This is a genomic window from Neorhizobium descurainiae, assembly GCF_051400715.1.
Lineage (GTDB): Bacteria > Pseudomonadota > Alphaproteobacteria > Rhizobiales > Rhizobiaceae > Neorhizobium.
The window spans coordinates 127,550-144,075 of sequence record NZ_JBLFFK010000001.1; the positions used below are offsets into that span (position 1 = coordinate 127,550).

Genomic DNA, 16,526 nt, shown 5'->3' on the forward strand with positions numbered 1-16,526 from the left:
GCCAAGCGATACCTCCCCGATAGCAGGGATTTCACGGGCACGGAGATCCCGCAACCAATTCAGGAGTCCAGATGTCGTTGTCATCGACGCTTTCCACGGCGCAGGCAATCCTCGGCAACACGGGGACGCAGGCCGCGGTGGTCGCAAAGAACCTCGCGAACGCCCAGAACCCGGATTATGTCCGCCGGTCTGCCCCGATTGTCGCCGGCGGCAACGGTGCGGTTGTGGGCGATATGGTCAGGGCGAGCAATCCGGCGCTGCTGCGGCAGACGATCGAGAGCTCTTCCGCCGCGAGCGGCCAGCGGACGCTTCTCGACGGCCTGAACGCGATCAAGAACCTGATGGGAGGAAACGACAACGAATTCTCCCCCGCAAAGCTCATAGCCGCCCTCCAGACCAATCTCGACGCCTTTGCCGCCAAGGCCAACGACATCGGGCTCGGTATCGCCGTGCTTGCAAGCGCCCAGGATGTAGCGGCGGGCCTCAAGACCGCTTCCGACAAGCTTCAGGATCTGCGCAAGCAGGCCGACGAAGAGATCGGGAGCCAGGTCCGAGAGCTCAACGCCTTGCTTTCGCAATTCCAGGAGGCGAACAACCGGGTCAAGAACCTGACAGCGACCGGCGCCGATCCCAACGACGCGCTCGACACCCGCGATGGCCTGCTCAAGAAGATAACGGAAATCGTCGGCGTCTCCGCGTCGCTCCGCGACGGCAATGATATGGTCCTCTACACGTCGGACGGCACCACGCTGTTCGAGACCGTGCCGCGCAAGGTGACCTTTCAGCCGACGGCCAGCTTCGACGCGTCTACGCTCGGCAACGGCATTGCCATCGACGGCGTCCCGCTGAAGCCAGGGCAGGGCGGAGATACGACCGCGAAAGGTTCGCTGCAGGCCCTCCTTCAACTGCGCGACCAGATAGCCCCCGTCTTCCAGAGCCAGCTCGACGAGATCGCACGGGGGCTCGTCACGGCGTTCGCGGAAACCGGGCCGGACGGCACGCTCGCCCCCATGACCGGGCTGTTCACCTACAAGGACGGGACGGGCGCCCTGCAGACGGCCGTGCCTGCGGCCGGCACGATCCTTCCCGGTCTCGCTTCCAGATTGGTCGTCAATCCGGCCGTCGTACCGCCGGCAGGCAGCATGGACGCGCTGCGGGACGGCGGCATGAACGGCGCCGCGTATGTCGTGAACACCGGCGGGAGCAGCTATGCCGGCCTGATCGATCGCTACAACCGGAACCTGGAGGCGCCGATGACCTTCGATCCGGCAACGACGATCGGCGATTCCAAGAACCTCCTTTCCTTCGCGACCATGTCGATCGGATGGCTGGAGCAGCTGCGCAGCTCCGCCACTCACTCGGACGAAGCCAAATACGCGATGCTCACCCGTTCGCTGAATGCCTATTCGAGCGCGACGGGGGTCAGCATCGATGAGGAACTGTCGCTGCTTCTCGACATCGAACAGGCCTACAAGGCCGCCGCCAAGCTGCTGCGAATGGCCGACGAGATGATGGAGGCGCTTCTGAAGATGGGGCGCTGATCCGACGACGCGAGCGGGCCGCCGGCGGCGGGCTCTCACGATTGCGAGAGCGAAAACTCACTGCATATCAGCCTTCTTTCATTTGACATCGATCCGCGATTTCGTCACCCCACAAAGGGCGTGACCACGGAAGACATTGCCCAAGGCCAGAACATGAAGCGACATGAAATCATCGACGGTTTGCGCGGTTATTTCCTCGTCTTCATGCTGATCAATCATCTTGTCTTCGTCGGCGGCTATTGGATGCTGCTCGTCAATCACAACCAGCTCGCCTTCGTGGAGGATGCGCAGGGTTTCGTCTTCCTGTCCGGCCTGCTCGTCGGCATGGTCTACAGCCGCAAGATGGCCAAGAACGGCTACAGGCAGGCGCGCCAGCAGCTCTGGGCGCGCGCCTTCGAGATCTATCGCTATGCGATGCTTATCGTCATGGCCGTCCTTGTGGCGCAGATGGCGCTGCCGGACGCCCACCGGATCTGGCATGCCTGGCTGGGATATACGACCTTCGGCGAGCCGCTTCGCCTCGCGGCCATCGCCGCGCTGCTGTTCCAGCCGACCTTCATGGACATCCTTCCCCAATACGTCGTCTACATGATCTTCGCGCCGCCGATCATCTGGTTCTGCCTCAACGGCAAATGGGCCCATGTCGTGGTCGGCTCCCTCATCCTGTGGATGGCGGGACAGCTCGGCCTGCAGCGGCTGGCCACGGAGAGCGTCAACGGCTGGATCGTCGGCAGCGACCAGCAAGGCGTGCGCGCGAGCTTCAACCTGTTCGGCTGGCAGATCGTCTTCTTCTCCGGCCTCGTCATCGGCGTTCTGACGGCGAACCGGAAGATCGACTGGTCAAAGGTCTTCCGGCCGGAAGCTACGCTCGTTCCGAAACTATGTCTGGCGGTCTGCCTTTTTTTCCTGCCGCTGCGGATCGCCTCCGCTCATGACCTGCTGCCGCAATTCGTGCTTGCGAAGTTCACGACGATGGAAATCCGCGCCGATTTCGGGCCGGTTTACATCGCGAACTTCCTGGCTGTCGCCGTGGGGCTCGTCTGGCTCCTGATGGCGGGCCCGCGCCACGAAAACATCCACGTGCGCCGATTGGCGGCCGGGCTGACCTGGCTGTTTTCGGCCGGCTTTCTGCGCCTTCTCGGCCGGCATTCGCTGCATGTCTATGTCTGGCATGTGGCGATCGTCTACATGGTCTTCTATGTCGACCAGCAGACCCCGGAATTCTCTCAGTTCACCAAGACGCTGATCGCCTTGATCTCGATCATGCTGCTCTCGCTGCCGGCGCTCTGGCGCGAGCGGGACCGCTTCATCGGCGGACCGCCCGCAAAACTTGCCAATGGCTAGCGTTGCCATGCCCTGAAGCGCTTTGGGGTCCTCTCGCCGGCCATCCCGGCGACCGGCTCAGGCGGCGCCAAGTTCGGGGAGTTCGCCGGGAGCCGAAATGTGAAACTTTTTTTTCTTATTGTCGGGATGTTGGCATTTGCTCGCCTTTCCGCGGATTTTTGACGATGCGCTAGGCAGTGTCCGCCGCGTTGTGCGGCAGTATTTTCATGTAAATTGCGTTTTTTATGTAGCTCAGGGATTTCGGCGTCAAAGATTATGAATATCATTCAATGATTTACCGTTCCATTCCGAAAACCTGTTGCTGACTTTTTTCAACTTTTCTCCCAATTTTTCGTCATTTGCCTCAAGCTTCGGCAAAACGGTCAGCAAACGGTCAGTCGCGGGTCTTTGCAAAATAATTTTCATCGGTAAGCTATCGTCATCCATATTTACCGATGAGAAGTCCCATGAGTGCCTTGAACCGTTCGAACCTTGCTGCCCTACCCGATATGCGGTTCGAGCGCCTCCTCGACGGCTTTACCCCGAATTTCGAGTTCGAGCCGGTCGGGCCCTTGCCGGAGAGCGAATTCGCCGACCGTCTGCGGCGTATCCGGCGGGAGGCCGTCGTCGCCGGCCACGATGTCGTCCTCGTTCACGCGGATTCCATCGGTTCCTACAAGGTCTCCAATTCCTATCTCCGCTATATCTGCGACTGGGCGCGCGAGGGCGTTCTCGTGGTTCCGACGGACGACGACAAGCCGCTCACCATGTTCTCCTTCTTCAGCAGCTCCGTCCTGCTTCCGCCGGCTGGCGAGCCGGTCCTGGTCGAAGACATCTGGCAGGTCGGCACCTGGGGCCGGGAGACCTATAACCGGCCGGGAAAGACGGTCGACAAGGTTGTCGAAGCCGTCGCCTCCTTCCTGGAGCGCGAGGGCTTTTCCGTGGCGCAGGTCGGATTGATCGGCGACGCGACCTCCGCCGGCTACTGGAACGGCTTGAAGGCACGGCTCCCCAGGAGTTCCTTCGTCCATTCCGAAGCGATCGTCGACCGCATGCAGAAGATCCGCTCGCCGCGGGAACAGGCGATCGTCCGGGCTGCGGCACAGCTTGCCGATATCGGCATCCAGGCGGCCTATCACGTCATCCGGCCGGGCGTGACCGATCATGAGATCTACGCCGCCTTCACCTATGCCCAGATGTCGCGCGGCGGCGAAAGCGGCGACGGCTACCAGATCGGCATCAATCGTTACGGCACCCATTGCGGCAAGCCCTACGGCCACGTGGTTCGCAACGGCGATCTCATCAACCTCTATATTTCCGCCGTGATCTACCAGGGCTACACGGCCCAGATCGCCCGCATGATCGCCGTCGGCGATATCACCGACAAGCAGGAAGAGGTGCTGCAGATGTGCGTCGAGGGCGTCGAAAAGGCGGCGGCGCTCGTCAAGCCGGGCACGTTGATCTCCGACGTCGCCAATGCGTCGTTCGAGCCTTACATCGCCCGCGGCTACCTATCGTCCGCCGACAGCCGGACCATGCCCTACAACTGGGCATCGGCCGACGACGGCGCGCCGCGGCTCATTCCGCGCAAGCATGTGGTCGACGAGGACTGGGAACGGCAGGGCCGCAAGCTGATGCACGTCTATCCGGCGACCTTCGGCCCGCATAATCCGAATGTCGGTCACTCGGTGTCCATGCCGAAATTCGCCAACTACAACATCCAGTCGAACAATCACGACAAGCTGGAGGAGGGCATGACCTTCGTCCTTCATTCGCAATGGCTCGAACCGGAAGTGGCCGGCTGCAATGTCGGCGACTGCTATCTGGTCACCGCAACGGGGGCTGAAAATCTCAGCTGCCATACGCCGCTTGCGCCGCATCGGGTGAAAGCCGGCGCCTGATCTTTGAAAAATAAAAAAAGCAACCCCAGAAGGAGAACTGAACATGTTTGAGAAGATTCGTCGCCGCAAACTTCTGGCCACTGCCGCCGTGGTGAGCTTCGCGTTTACGATGGGTGCAGCGGGTGCCGGCCATGCCCAATCCGGCGAGAAGGTCACGCTGAAGATCGCCAATTCCCAATGGCTCGACGCGCTCCGGGGCAAGAACCTCTGGAATGCCATCCTCAAGTACCAGGAGGTCGCTCCCAACGTCACGCTGGAGCAGGAAGCCATTCCGTCGGCGGAGTTCGCCGACAAGCTGACGACGGAAATGGGCGCCGGCCAGGGGCCGGATATCGCCATCATGCAGGAAGGCTTGTTCTACGCGATGGCGGACGCGGGCTTTCTGGTCGATGTCGCCAAGGCGACGGAGGGCGTCAAGCTCAACAAGACCAACGACAACGGCATCATAGACGGAACGCGCTACGGCATTGCCTGGCAGCGTGCGGTTTATGCGCTGATCTACAACAAACCCGTGCTCGACGCGGCCAATGCCAAGGTTCCGGCAACGGTGGAGGAATTGATCGCCTCCGCGAAGGCGGCTTCCGTGGCAACACCCGGCGTCATCGGCTTCACGGCACGTCACCAGATCGCCGATTTCAGCGGCTGGTTCATGGACTTTCAGAACTGGGCTTACGGCTACGGCGTCAACTGGGTGGATTCCAGCGGCAAGCTGACGATCGATACGCCGGAAGCCGTGGAAGCCGTTGCCGCCTTCAAACAGACCTACGATTCCGGCATAATCCCGGTCGGCGACAGCATGCCGACGCAGCGCACGCGCTTCAAGGAGAAGCATGTTGCCTTTTCGATCGACAATTCCGGCGGAACGCTCAACATCGCTTCCGGCGGTGCGCTGGCGAGCGCCGACATCGGCGCCGCGGCAATGCCTTTCAAGAATCCCGGCGCCCACCAGCAGATATTCCTCGGAGTGAGCACCCACAGCGAGCATCAGGAAGAGGCCGTCAGGTTTCTCGCCTGGCTCGTCAGCCCGCCGGGTCAGCAGGCTCTTCGCGATGCCTCCGGGCCGGATGCCCTGGCGACGGATGTGCCGGTCAGCGATGCCTATGCGGCGGCCAATCCCTGGGCTCCGGCATTCGTCAAGCTGGCGGAAACGTCCCGCAGCACGCTCATACCGGGCCATGAAGTCGAAACGGCACAAATTATGCGTTTCGTCATGCAGGCGGTCGAGAAGGTGATCCTCTCGAATGCCGATCCGAAGGCGGCTCTCGCGGAAGCTCAGGCTGCCGTCGAGAAGCAGTTCTGAGACGGGCGTCCAGCAGCGAGGGAGAATGACGTGAGCACGAGCGGCTTGGCAAAAAGGAACGGCATGGCCCGGCTCTTGCCCTATGCCTTCATTCTGCCGCCCATGATCTATCTGGTGGTCTTCATGTTCTGGCCGCTCGCCCGGCAGATGTATATGAGCCTGACCAACACGCGGATCATCAATCCCAACCGGGGCCGGTTCATCGGCCTCGGCAATTACGAACGGCTCTTCGAGGATCCGGCGTTCTACGTCTCGCTCAAGGCGACGCTCATCTATGCGTTGCTGGCGGTCATTCTCGGTGTCGCGCTCGGGGTCGTCTCGGCACTCGCCATAGATCGCCCCTTCCGGGGAAGGGCGGTCGTGCGCGCTATCCTTCTGTTCGGCTGGGCCGTGCCGAACGTTGCCGCCTCCCTGATCTGGCTGTGGATGTACAACGAGCGCTCCGGCGTCTTCAACCGGATCACGGAATTGCTCGGCCTCGGCCGCTTCTCCTGGCTCACCAGCATCGATCTCGCCCTCGGCTCGATCCTGGCGGTCACGGTGTGGCAGGTGGCGCCCTTCGTCATGCTTGTGGTTCTCGCCGCACTCCAGTCCGTGCCCCAGGAGGTTCGGGAGGCCGCCCGCATCGATGGTGCGGACGGCCTCAGCATCTTCCGGGCCGTCACACTGCCGCATATCCGCCCGGCCGTTCAGCTTGCCGCGCTTTTGGTGGCCGTCTGGTCGATCCGCCGCTTCGACATCATCTACCTGCTCACCGGCGGCGGGCCGCTCGGAACGACGAGCACGCTCGTCGTCAAGATCCGGCAGACGGCCTTCGAAGGGCACGAGCTCGGGCTCGCCAGCGCCTACGGCGCCGTAGGCCTCGTCCTCGCGCTCGCGATCGCCGCGATCCATTACACCGTCGAACAACGCCGCATGAAGTGGATGGCCCGCTGATGACGCCCAGGAAGCTCATTCTCAAGGCATTGCGATACCTGCTGATCGGTGTCCTGGTCGTTCTTGCCGGCTTTCCCGTCTACTGGATGGCGGTCACGGCGCTGTCGGTCAATTCCGAACTCTACGGCACCGGTCAGGTCGTCTGGCCGCAGCCCCAGAACTTCCCGGGCCTGATCGAAGAACTCGGCGAGGTACCGATCGGCCGCTGGCTGTTCAATACGCTGCTGATCGCCGCCGGCGGCACGGTGCTGAGCCTGACGCTCGGCTCGCTGGCAGGGTATGCGCTGAGCCGTTTCCGTTTCCACGGACGGGGCCTCGTCGGCTTCCTGCTGTTCATGACCCAGGTGGTTCCGGAAGCGCTGATCCTCGTGCCTCTCTATGCGATGTTCATCACCTTCGGCCTGCTCAACAGCCTGACCGGGCTGATCCTCGCCAATGTCGGCTTCTCGCTGCCCGTCGCCTGCTTCATCCTCAAGGGCGCCATGGACGCGGTGCCTTACGAGATCGAGGAATCCGCCATCATCGACAACTGCCCGCGCTTTGGCGTGCTGACGATGATCATCCTGCCGCTGATCATGCCGAGCATCGCGGCGGCGGCGGTCGTCGCCTTTTTCGCGGGCTGGAACGAGTTCCTGTTCGCCTCCACCTTCCTGATGGATGGTTCCCGCTGGCCGGCGAGCGTGGGGCTTGCCTCCTTCATCGGCCAATACGAGACGCCGATGTCGGCGGTCATGGGTGCGGCGCTGGTCTTCAGCCTGCCGGCCATCGTCTTCTTCCTCCTCATCCAGCGCAAGATCGTCGCCGGTCTCACCGCCGGTGCCGTAAAGGGATAATTCATGCCGGCTCTGACCTTCAACAACGTTTCCAAGAAGTTTGGCGACAATACCGTCATCGATGCCTTCAGCGCGGATATCCATGACGGCGAGTTCCTGGTTCTTCTCGGCCCGTCGGGCTGCGGGAAATCGACGCTGCTGCGCATGATCGCGGGGCTGAGCGACATCACCTCGGGCGAACTTCTGTTCGACAGGACCGTTGCCAACGACTGGGAGCCGAAGCAGCGCGGCGTCGCCTTCGTGTTCCAGACCTATGCGCTCTATCCGCACATGACGGTCCGCGAGAACATCGCCTTTCCCCTCGTCATGGACGCGTTCCGCAAGTGGTATCACCTCCCGGTCGTCAACGTCATCGCCCGCCACCGCCTGATGAAACGTCCAGACATCGCGGAACGGACGCTGCGGATCGCCCGCCAGCTCGAGCTCGAAGCCCTGCTCGACAGGCGCCCGTCCAGTCTTTCCGGCGGGCAGCGGCAGCGTGTCGCGCTTGCGCGCGCCCTTGTCCGCAATCCTTCCCTCTACCTGCTCGACGAACCGCTTTCGAACCTCGACGCCAAGCTGCGCACGCAGATGCGCTCCGAGATATCGGCGCTGCATCACAAGGTCGGCAAGACCTTCGTCTACGTGACGCACGACCAGGTCGAGGCCATGACCATGGCGACCCGCATCATCGTCATGAACAAGGGCGTGGTGCAGCAGGTGGATACGCCCGACGAGATCTACGACCGGCCTGCGAATACCTTCGTGGCGCGGTTTGTCGGCTCGCCGCCGATGAACCTCATCCCCACGGAAGCAAAGGCGGGGTCGCTTCTCTTCTCCGGAAAGCTTGCGGTCGAACATCACGGACCGGTGCCGCGCACGGGCGAGATCGTTTTCGGCATCAGGCCGGAGAAGCTCGTCCTCAAGGCAGAGGGCGAGGGGCGTCTGCCGGCGCAGGTCGCCGTGGTCGAACGCCTCGGCGCCGAGACCGTTATCGGTTGCCGGTTGCTTACCGAAAACAGCGGGGGCGACACCCGGCTCCTGGAGCACGACCTCGTATTCGTGCGCGTATCCGGCAATCCGCGGCTGCGGGTCGATGACCGCTGCTCGCTCGATTACCGCGCAGACGACGTCCTGTGGTTCGACAAGGCGACAGGCCAGCGCATTTCCTGACAGGCAGAGTGAGCACCATGCAGACCTTCCACGTTTCCGCCACGGGGCACAGCCTCAACTATCTCCCCGAATATATCGCCGTCCGGCAGGGATTTTTCGCGGAGGAGGGGCTGGCGGTCACCGCCAGCGTTCCCTCGCCCTGGGATCTCGTCCTGAGCGACATCGGCTCCGGCAGCGCGGCGGCCGCGCTCGGCGGCATATGGGTACCGTCCATGTTCTTCGGACGCGGCAAGCGTTATACGCCCTTTGCGCAGGTAGCAGCCCGCGCGCCGCTGGCGATCGTCGGCCGCGAGAAGCCGGAGGATTTCGACTGGCAGGCCATGCCGGGCAAGGTCGTCGCGATGAAGGGCAGCAATGGTGCGAGCGTCGGCCTCTTCACCAAGCTTCTCATGCGGGAACACGGCATCGACCCGCTGGCGGTGGGCTTCGTCCAGGACCTCGACGGAAAGATGCTGTCCGATCTCTTCGTGGGCGGCATGGCCGATTATCTGGTGATCGACTATCCTTCAGCGATGACGCTCGCTGCGGCGGGGGGCGGCCACGTTGTCGCGCCGCTGCCGGTCACCGGCGGCAATGTTCCCTGGAGCGTCTACTATGCCGAGGGCGAAAGCGACGAGGCGCGGCTGGAGGCGCAGACCCGCTTCGCGCGGGCGCTCGGGCGCGGCATGGATTGGATTCTCGCGCGAGAGGCCGGGGAATACCGCGATTTCCTGGCGAAAACCTTTCCGAAATTCGCACCCGACCTCTTGGTCCAGCTCACGAATGTCTACCGGGCCAACGGCATGTGGACGACGCCGCGGATCGACCCGGACGCTTATGCGCGCTGGCAACAGGGCATCGCGGACGGCCACCTGACAAAGGCGCCGATCGCCTATGACGACCTCATCGACGCACGTCCCACCGCGGCATTCGCAGGCGAGTGACGATCAGAACCCCGGGGAGAAAACGATGCGTATCGCCGTCATTAATCCGAACACAACCGCGTCGATGACGGCGCGCATCGCCGCGGCCGCGCGTTCCGTTGCCGGCGATGCCACCGAGATCATCGGGCGTCAGCCGGTGGTCGGACCGGAAGCGATCGAGGGACCGTTCGATGGAGCCCTTTCCGTCCCCGGGCTCCTCAGGGAAATCGTCGCTGCCGAGAAGGAGGGCGCCGACGCGCATGTCATCGCCTGTTTCGACGACACCGGGCTCGATGCAGCCCGGGCCGTGGCATCGAAGCCCGTCATCGGCATCGGGGAGGCCTCGTTCCACGCGGCAAGCCTCGTCGCCCACAGTTTCTGCGTCGTGACAACGCTGTCGCGCTCGGCGCCGGTCATCGAGGACAATATTCATCGCTACGGTTTCGGCCATCGCTGCCGGCGTGTCTTCGCAACCGACATTCCTGTCCTTGAACTGGAAAGCCCCGCAAGCGGGGCGTTCGAGCGCATATCTGCCTTCATTCGGCAAGGCATCGCCATGGGGGCGGAAGGCGTGGCGCTCGGCTGCGCCGGGATGGCCGACTTCGCACTCGACCTGCAGAAGGCACACGGCATTCCGGTCGTCGACGGCGTAACGGCGGCCGTCGGCCTTGCCGAAACACTCGTCAAGTGTCGGCTGAATACGTCCAAGGCCGGCATATGGGCGCCACCGACCCGGCTGCACGTTCTTGAAGATTTCCGGTGAACGAAGGCTGCGGCTCAGCGGCCGATATTCGTCTGCGGTGTCGAGACGTCGTCGAGCAGCTTCACCAGCCTGTCGATCTTCCGGAAGCGGGCCAGGCTTTCCTCCCCCATGGCCGTGGCCACGCTCCAGGCGAGATAGTTGATGATGGTGAGCGCAGCGACGAAGGAATTGAAGGGAGAGGGCGACTGGCAACGGCATCTGAGGACATGGTCGGATGCCTTCGCGCTTGCCGCGGCGCTGAGATCGGTGATCAGCACCGTGACGGCGCCCGCGGCACGCGCTTCCTTGATGATGGTCGGCAAGAGGCGCGGCCGCCGGCGAAAGGCGATGACGAGCAGCACGTCGCCTTTCGCGATGGAGGCGATCTCGTGCGAATAGCTCGCCCCGCCCGCGGGGAGGACCTGCACGTCGTTCTTCATCAGCGTGAGGTAGTGGGCGGCCTGATGGGCAAGGCCGTATCCGCTGCGCAATCCCATGATCCAGACGCGCCGCGCCGCCACGATCGCGTCGCTGGCCTCCTGAAGCGTCTTTTCCGACAGGCTCTCGGCCGTGGTGCGGATATTGTCGAGGTCCATCTGCACCGTGCTGCTCAGGGAGACCTTTCCTGACGGCGCCTGGTCCGGATCGACCAACCCGGCGCGGGGTGAACCCCAATGCTGATCCGTCCGGATCTGCCGCTTCGCATCCGGATAGGTCGCGTAGCCGAGCGAGCGGATCAGCCTTGCGGCCGTGGCCTTCGAGACCTGCGCCTTCTCGGCAAGCTCGCCCGCCGTATAGCTCGGCAGATCCATCTGGTATTGCAGCAGCACGTCCGCCAGCCGTTTTTCCGCCGGGGAAAGGGTCGAATAGATGGCATAGATGCGCGCTTCGAGCGAACGCGGCCGCTTTTGGGCGGTCGATCTGCCGGGAGACTTCACAGGATTTCCTTTGCCTGCCTGAACGTTTCCGGTCGAACCTAAGCCAAGGCCGTCCGGCAAGGCAAGCATCCGCGACCGGCACCCGGCCTGCCCCGCTTAGACACCAAGGTTCTCATCTTTCCCGAGGAGCTTCCCGTGAGCCCGGCAGCCTCAATTCAGGCTCTTCATGTCAACCATATCCATATCCGTGAAGGACTGGTTGTCGCCGGCCATGCTCCAGATGAAGGCATAGGCCCCGGTGCCGGCGCCGCAATGGATCGACCAGGGCGGCGAGAGCACGGCCTGTTCGTTGCGGACGATGAGGTGGTTCGTGGCCTGCGGCCGGCCCATCAGATGCACGACGAAGGCGTTTTCCGGCACTTCGAAATAGAGATAGGCTTCCATGCGCCGGTCGTGGAGATGGGCCGGCATGGTGTTCCAGACGCTGCCGGTTTCGAGCCGCGTCAGGCCCATCAGCAACTGGCAGGTCGGCAGGACCTTGGGATGCAGGTACTGGTAGAGCTTGCGCTTGTTGGAGGTGGCGCCGTCGCCGAGATCGTTCTCGATCGCGTCCGTCCTGCTGACGATCCGCGAGGGGAGGCTCGTATGGGCCGGCGCGCTGTTGATGTAGAATTTCGCCGGCGTCGAGGCATCGAGGCTTTCGAAGGAAACTTCCCTGGTGCCCTGGCCGAGATAGAGCCCGTCCATCGGCCGCAGTTCATAGGCCTTGCCGTCGGCGATGACGCGCCCGGCGCCACCGATATTGATCAGGCCGAGCTCGCGGCGCTCCAGCAGGTAATCCGTGCCGACCAGCTTCGCCAGCTCGCCGCCGACGCCGATGGTACCCGTGGTCGGCATCGCTCCGGCCACCAGCATCCGGTCGTAGTGCGTGTAAACGGCCTGCAGAGTGCCTTCCGCGAAAAGGTTCTCGATCAGGAAATGCTCGCGCAGCTCCGTGCCGGTCATGCGCTCGGACTGGGAATAGTGGATCGCATGGTGAGTCCGGACATTGGTGCTCATGGGTATCCTCGTTTTCTATGGCGTGCTCTATCGCTTGGCAGCGGCGGCGAGTTCAACGTATTCATCCATTTGCGGGGACGCTAGTCCGACAGACTGCGGATTCCGCAATGTTTCCGCATAGGCCATCATCAAGGGGCCGACACCCTTGATGTCGTCGGGGCGGATTTCCTCCGAGAGATAATATCCGACGGTGCCGTCCCGGTAACGGCCGTTGAAGCCGCCGAGCCCCGCGACGCAGCAGATATTGTGGAGCTGAAGCCGGCCATGCGCATCGGGCCGCAGCTCGTGCCGGACGAGCGACCGGAAGCTCGTCTCCCCGGCCTCCGCAAGGGCAACTGGCCCGCCGAGGCGGGCAAGCTTCTGCAGGAAGTAGGAGAACATGGCGGTCGCGGAGCTTTCGGGATAGTTCCCGGCGGCATCCGGCCGGTCGATGACCTGCAGCCAGCGGTGATCCGATGTCCGCAAGGCGAGCAGCCGAGCCGCCAGTGCCGAGGCGCGATCGACAAGTTCCTGCCGCTCCGGCCCGGGGGGCAGGTGTTCGACGATATCGACGAACGCCATGGCCAGCCAGCCGATCGACCTTGCCCAATGGGCAGGCGAAAGTCCGCTTTCCGCATCCGCCCAGGGCTGCTGGCGGGCCTCGTCATAGCCGTGGCGATAGAGGTCGGCATCGCGGTCATAGGTCAGATCAAGTGCGGTGGAGAATTGGCGAAGCGCCTCGTCCACCATGGCAGGCTTCGAGGCGGCCCGGGCATATTCCACCTTGAAGGGGAGCGCCATGTAAAGCCCGTCCAGCCAGATCTGGTGCGGATAGCGAAGCTTGTGCCAATAGACGTCGCTTTCCGTGCGCGGGTGGGTTTCGAGCTGCCTTGCGAGCGGTGCCGCGGCATCGAGCCAGGTTGTTTCGCCGGTCAGCGTATGGAGGAAGACGAGCGCGCGGCCCGACAGGATATTGTCGATGTTGAACTCTTCGATTTCATAGCCCACCAGCCGGCCCTGGGCGTCGATCTGTCCGCCCACGAGCCGGACGAGATGATCCAGCCAGCGCTTCTCGCCCGTCGCCTGGTGAAGCGCGCTCAGGCCGCGATAGAGGCATCCATCTTCGTAGCACCAGGCGCCACCCTTGTAATATTCGTAGTCGCGGACATAGGTCTCGAAATAGTCTTGAAGCATCTGTGTCAGTCTTGTGCTGGATGGATGAAAGCGGGAGAAAGCCGCGCGAGGCGGCTGAAGACGGTGTTTTCCGCGACGATGCCGGCATGGCGCAGCGGCGGGAGGAGCAAGGCCATCTCCGGCACTTCAGCTTGCGCGTCAGGTGCGAAGGAAACGGAATAGTCCTCGAAGGCGATGTCATGGATCGCCGCTTCCGGCAGGCCGTAGAAGACGGCGGCCGCGGTGCGCGCACCGGAGACCGTGACGTTCCTGATCGTGATGGATTTGATGCTCGGCGTCTCGGCGGATACGGGCAGGGGCGAGCGGGACTGGACGTAGTCCGACCGGCCGTCGGCATCGCAGAAGTAGAAGGAATTGACGGCGACCGGCGTCGCCACATCCTCCATCAGGCTGTCGGAAAGCCTGATATCCGAGACCATGCCGCCCCGGCCCCGCCGGGTCTTGATGCGAAGGCCGCGATCGGTGCCTTTGAAGTGGCAGTTCGTGATGGCGATGTCGCGGACGCCGGCGCTCATCTCGCTGCCAATCACTACCGCGCCGTGACCGCGCTCCATGAGGCAGTTGGCAATCCGCACATGCTCGGTCGGCCGGTCAGGACCGCCGTTCGGGCTGCGTTTACCGGCCTTGAGGGCGATGCAATCGTCGCCGACCGAGATGGAAAGGCCGATCAACCGGATGTCGGAACTGCTCTCGGGATTGAAACCGTCGGTGTTGGGGGAGTGCGGATCGTTCTCGATCGTCAGGTCCGCCGCGAGCAATCGCCTGCACAGAACCGGGTGGACCGTCCAGGACGGCGAGTTGCGGATGGTGAGACCCGAAAGGACCACGTCCTCGCAGCCGGAGAGGAAGAGCGTACGCGCCCGCCGCGCGCCGTCGCGCGTCTCCTTCGGCCAGGACCACCAGTCGCCGCGGTTGCCGCCGCCGTCGATGATCCCTTTGCCGGTGATGAAGAGGTTTCTGCAGTCGAGCGCGTTGATCAGGCTTGCGTAACAGGCTTCGGCCACGCCCTCCCAGGTGCCGAGGACGCGACCGTCCGGATGGAGCGCGGGGAGGACGGGAAAAGCTTCGCGTTCGGAAATCGCGGCGAGTACCGCTCCCTCCTCGACGAGCAGCGTCATGTCGCTCTTGAGGAAGACCGGTCCGCTCGGCCAATGACCGGCCGGTATCTTCAGCGTTCCTCCCGCGGGAAGCGCCGAGATCGCGCGCCGGATGGCTTCGGCATTGTTCGGCGCATCCGTCGAGGCGCCGAAGTCGCGGATGTCGGCCAGGGCGGTTTCCGGCCGCGTGCGGAATTCGAGCCGGGCGCCGCCTGCATGAAGAATATAGGCTTCGTCAGGCGCGAGCTGAACGGCCGTGAAGACGACCCGCCGGGTCCTCCCCTCGGCCGCGAGGCCGCCATCGGGCTTTCGCACCTGCCAGGCGAGCGCAGCACCGCGTTCATAAAGATGCCTTTCGGCATCGACGCTGAAGGTCGCGCTGCGTGGACCGGAGGCCAGGAGTTCGATGGCGGCGATCGTCACGGTGCTCAGATTCCCGTCAGCGCTTCGTTGATGCCGGCGATGATCTCCGCCGCCGCATCCTTGGCCGACTGCTGGCCATAGGCGAAGGCTTCGAAATTGCTGTCGAAGACCTCGGTGACGCGGGGATGCTCGTTGAGCGGCGAAACGCCGGGGCTCGACGGTTCCATGACCTGCTTGTAGGCTTCCAGTTGGACCGGCTTGACCTTGCCTTCCTTGGTCAGAACGTCGAGCGCGGCCTTGCTGGACGGAATGCCGCGCGTGGCGCCCATCACCTTCACCGCTTCCGGATCGTTGAGCAGGCAATTGACGATCTGAGCCGCCGCCTTCGGGTCCTTGCTGTTCCTGGAGACCGCAAAGAGCATGGACGGCTTGCGGTAGACCCCGTCCGTCTTGGCGCCCTCGACGGTCAGCAGCTTGACGGGCACGAGTTCCTGGCCCTTTTCCATCGGCGTGGAAATCTTGCCGTAGGTGCTGTCCCACTGGTAGCTGCCGGCGATCTGGCCCTTCGCCCATTTCTGGTTCTCATGCAGCGGCGTATTGCCGCCGGCGGCCACCTGCTTCCAGGATTCGATGACGCCCTTGTCGACGAGCGTCTGATAGAATTCCAGTCCTTCGACGAGTTCGTCCTCCGTCCAGGCGACCTTGTTGGTGGCGGGGTCGATCAGGTCCTTGCCGGTCTTCTGCGTGGTGCGCAGGATGACGACGAGGCGCGCATCGAGTGCTGCGCCCTCGAAAGGATAATAATCCTTGCCGAGCTTCTCCTTCATCTTCGGGGCGGCGGCGATCAGATCGTCCCAGGTCTTCGGAATCGGGACGCCGGCCTTGTCGTAGGTCGTCTTGTTGAACATGAAGACGCGGCCGGTGGTGGAGACGGGGATGCCGTTCAGCTTGCCCTTGACCGTGCCGCTGTCGAGGTCGGCCTTGGTCCACTGGCTCAGGTCGATGACGTCCTTGTACTGGTAGAGATCGGCAAAGCCGGTGCCGTTCTTGGTGAAAAGCGGCAGCCATGGCCAGTTGATCTGGATGATGTCGGCTTCGGTTCCGCCGGCGAGCTGGGTGGCGATCTTCTCCTGATGGCCCGTCCAGCCGGAGAATTCCGGCGCGATCGTGTGGCCGAACTTGGCCCCGCAGATTTTCAACGCCTCCTGCGTGGCGATGTGGCGGTCGTCGCTGCCCCACCAGGACATGCGCAGGTCCGCGGCGGATGCCGTCGAAAGGCTCGTTGCGGCAAACAGCGCCGCGGTTATGATCATGGTTCTCATTTTG

General features: G+C 63.3%; 15 protein-coding genes. 9 read left to right on the forward strand and 6 right to left on the reverse strand.

Translation table 11 applies throughout. The features are described from left to right. The first annotated feature begins 71 nt into the window (after positions 1–71). Together flgK and ACMGE0_RS00610 are read left to right on the forward strand one after the other, a co-directional pair. On the forward strand, positions 72–1,541 hold the full coding sequence (flgK, locus tag ACMGE0_RS00605; protein WP_436813922.1) for a flagellar hook-associated protein FlgK: 1,470 nt from the start codon (positions 72–74) through the stop codon (positions 1,539–1,541). Between the two features lie 153 nt (positions 1,542–1,694). After that, positions 1,695–2,885 carry an OpgC family protein gene (locus ACMGE0_RS00610; protein WP_436813923.1) on the forward strand — a complete coding sequence of 397 codons (1,191 nt, stop codon included), beginning with the start codon at positions 1,695–1,697 and terminating at the stop codon, positions 2,883–2,885. Positions 2,886–3,131: 246 nt separating this feature from the next. On the opposite strand, the gene ACMGE0_RS00615 is transcribed toward ACMGE0_RS00610, so the two are convergent. Continuing rightward, positions 3,132–3,311: a hypothetical protein gene (locus tag ACMGE0_RS00615; RefSeq protein ID WP_436813924.1), complete on the reverse strand. Its 180-nt coding sequence runs from the start codon at positions 3,309–3,311 to the stop codon at positions 3,132–3,134. A gap of 20 nt (positions 3,312–3,331) precedes the next feature. On the opposite strand from ACMGE0_RS00615, the gene ACMGE0_RS00620 reads away from it, so the two are divergent. The 7 genes from ACMGE0_RS00620 to ACMGE0_RS00650 are packed head-to-tail and all read left to right on the forward strand — an operon-like array spanning position 3,332 to position 10,651. Then, on the forward strand, positions 3,332–4,765 hold the full coding sequence (locus ACMGE0_RS00620) for a M24 family metallopeptidase (RefSeq protein WP_436813925.1): 1,434 nt from the start codon (positions 3,332–3,334) through the stop codon (positions 4,763–4,765). Between the two features lie 43 nt (positions 4,766–4,808). Next, positions 4,809–6,065 carry an ABC transporter substrate-binding protein gene (locus tag ACMGE0_RS00625; RefSeq protein ID WP_436813926.1) on the forward strand — a complete coding sequence of 419 codons (1,257 nt, stop codon included), beginning with the start codon at positions 4,809–4,811 and terminating at the stop codon, positions 6,063–6,065. A gap of 30 nt (positions 6,066–6,095) precedes the next feature. Continuing rightward, the gene (locus tag ACMGE0_RS00630; RefSeq protein WP_436813927.1) at positions 6,096–7,001 is read left to right on the forward strand and encodes a carbohydrate ABC transporter permease; all 906 of its coding nucleotides are present in this window, start codon (positions 6,096–6,098) and stop codon (positions 6,999–7,001) included. After that, positions 7,001–7,834, forward strand: a complete 834-nt coding sequence (locus ACMGE0_RS00635) for a carbohydrate ABC transporter permease (protein WP_436813928.1) — start codon at positions 7,001–7,003, stop codon at positions 7,832–7,834. The genes ACMGE0_RS00630 and ACMGE0_RS00635 overlap by 1 nt, the downstream gene beginning before the upstream one ends. A 3-nt stretch (positions 7,835–7,837) precedes the next feature. Next, a complete protein-coding gene (locus tag ACMGE0_RS00640; protein ID WP_436813929.1) occupies positions 7,838–8,986 on the forward strand; it encodes an ABC transporter ATP-binding protein in 1,149 nt (382 codons plus the stop codon). 17 nt (positions 8,987–9,003) lie between these two features. Further along, positions 9,004–9,909: an ABC transporter substrate-binding protein gene (locus tag ACMGE0_RS00645; RefSeq protein ID WP_436813930.1), complete on the forward strand. Its 906-nt coding sequence runs from the start codon at positions 9,004–9,006 to the stop codon at positions 9,907–9,909. A 25-nt stretch (positions 9,910–9,934) separates the two neighbouring features. Continuing rightward, positions 9,935–10,651 carry an aspartate/glutamate racemase family protein gene (locus tag ACMGE0_RS00650; protein WP_436813931.1) on the forward strand — a complete coding sequence of 239 codons (717 nt, stop codon included), beginning with the start codon at positions 9,935–9,937 and terminating at the stop codon, positions 10,649–10,651. A 14-nt stretch (positions 10,652–10,665) separates the two neighbouring features. On the opposite strand, the gene ACMGE0_RS00655 is transcribed toward ACMGE0_RS00650, so the two are convergent. The 5 genes from ACMGE0_RS00655 to ACMGE0_RS00675 form a co-directional block, all read right to left on the reverse strand. Continuing rightward, positions 10,666–11,568 (reverse strand): MurR/RpiR family transcriptional regulator, encoded by a 903-nt coding sequence (locus ACMGE0_RS00655; RefSeq protein ID WP_436813932.1) that lies wholly within the window; start codon positions 11,566–11,568, stop codon positions 10,666–10,668. 150 nt (positions 11,569–11,718) lie between these two features. After that, positions 11,719–12,567, reverse strand: a complete 849-nt coding sequence (gene kduI / locus ACMGE0_RS00660) for a 5-dehydro-4-deoxy-D-glucuronate isomerase (protein ID WP_436813933.1) — start codon at positions 12,565–12,567, stop codon at positions 11,719–11,721. Positions 12,568–12,594: 27 nt separating this feature from the next. Continuing rightward, positions 12,595–13,740 (reverse strand): glycoside hydrolase family 88/105 protein, encoded by a 1,146-nt coding sequence (locus tag ACMGE0_RS00665; protein ID WP_436813934.1) that lies wholly within the window; start codon positions 13,738–13,740, stop codon positions 12,595–12,597. Positions 13,741–13,745: 5 nt separating this feature from the next. Beyond that, positions 13,746–15,260: a polygalacturonase PglA gene (gene pglA, locus ACMGE0_RS00670; protein WP_436813935.1), complete on the reverse strand. Its 1,515-nt coding sequence runs from the start codon at positions 15,258–15,260 to the stop codon at positions 13,746–13,748. Positions 15,261–15,265: 5 nt separating this feature from the next. Next, positions 15,266–16,522 (reverse strand): ABC transporter substrate-binding protein, encoded by a 1,257-nt coding sequence (locus tag ACMGE0_RS00675; protein ID WP_436813936.1) that lies wholly within the window; start codon positions 16,520–16,522, stop codon positions 15,266–15,268. Between the last annotated feature and the right edge of the window lie 4 nt (positions 16,523–16,526).

Coding starts and splice junctions, on each gene's coding strand:
- flgK (WP_436813922.1), top strand. CDS start 72: ATGTCGTTGTCATCGACGCTTTCCACGGCGCAGGCAATCCTCGGCAAC.
- ACMGE0_RS00610 (WP_436813923.1), top strand. CDS start 1,695: ATGAAGCGACATGAAATCATCGACGGTTTGCGCGGTTATTTCCTCGTC.
- ACMGE0_RS00615 (WP_436813924.1), bottom strand. CDS start 3,311: ATGGATGACGATAGCTTACCGATGAAAATTATTTTGCAAAGACCCGCG.
- ACMGE0_RS00620 (WP_436813925.1), top strand. CDS start 3,332: ATGAGTGCCTTGAACCGTTCGAACCTTGCTGCCCTACCCGATATGCGG.
- ACMGE0_RS00625 (WP_436813926.1), top strand. CDS start 4,809: ATGTTTGAGAAGATTCGTCGCCGCAAACTTCTGGCCACTGCCGCCGTG.
- ACMGE0_RS00635 (WP_436813928.1), top strand. CDS start 7,001: ATGACGCCCAGGAAGCTCATTCTCAAGGCATTGCGATACCTGCTGATC.
- ACMGE0_RS00640 (WP_436813929.1), top strand. CDS start 7,838: ATGCCGGCTCTGACCTTCAACAACGTTTCCAAGAAGTTTGGCGACAAT.
- ACMGE0_RS00645 (WP_436813930.1), top strand. CDS start 9,004: ATGCAGACCTTCCACGTTTCCGCCACGGGGCACAGCCTCAACTATCTC.
- ACMGE0_RS00650 (WP_436813931.1), top strand. CDS start 9,935: ATGCGTATCGCCGTCATTAATCCGAACACAACCGCGTCGATGACGGCG.
- kduI (WP_436813933.1), bottom strand. CDS start 12,567: ATGAGCACCAATGTCCGGACTCACCATGCGATCCACTATTCCCAGTCC.
- ACMGE0_RS00665 (WP_436813934.1), bottom strand. CDS start 13,740: ATGCTTCAAGACTATTTCGAGACCTATGTCCGCGACTACGAATATTAC.
- ACMGE0_RS00675 (WP_436813936.1), bottom strand. CDS start 16,522: ATGAGAACCATGATCATAACCGCGGCGCTGTTTGCCGCAACGAGCCTT.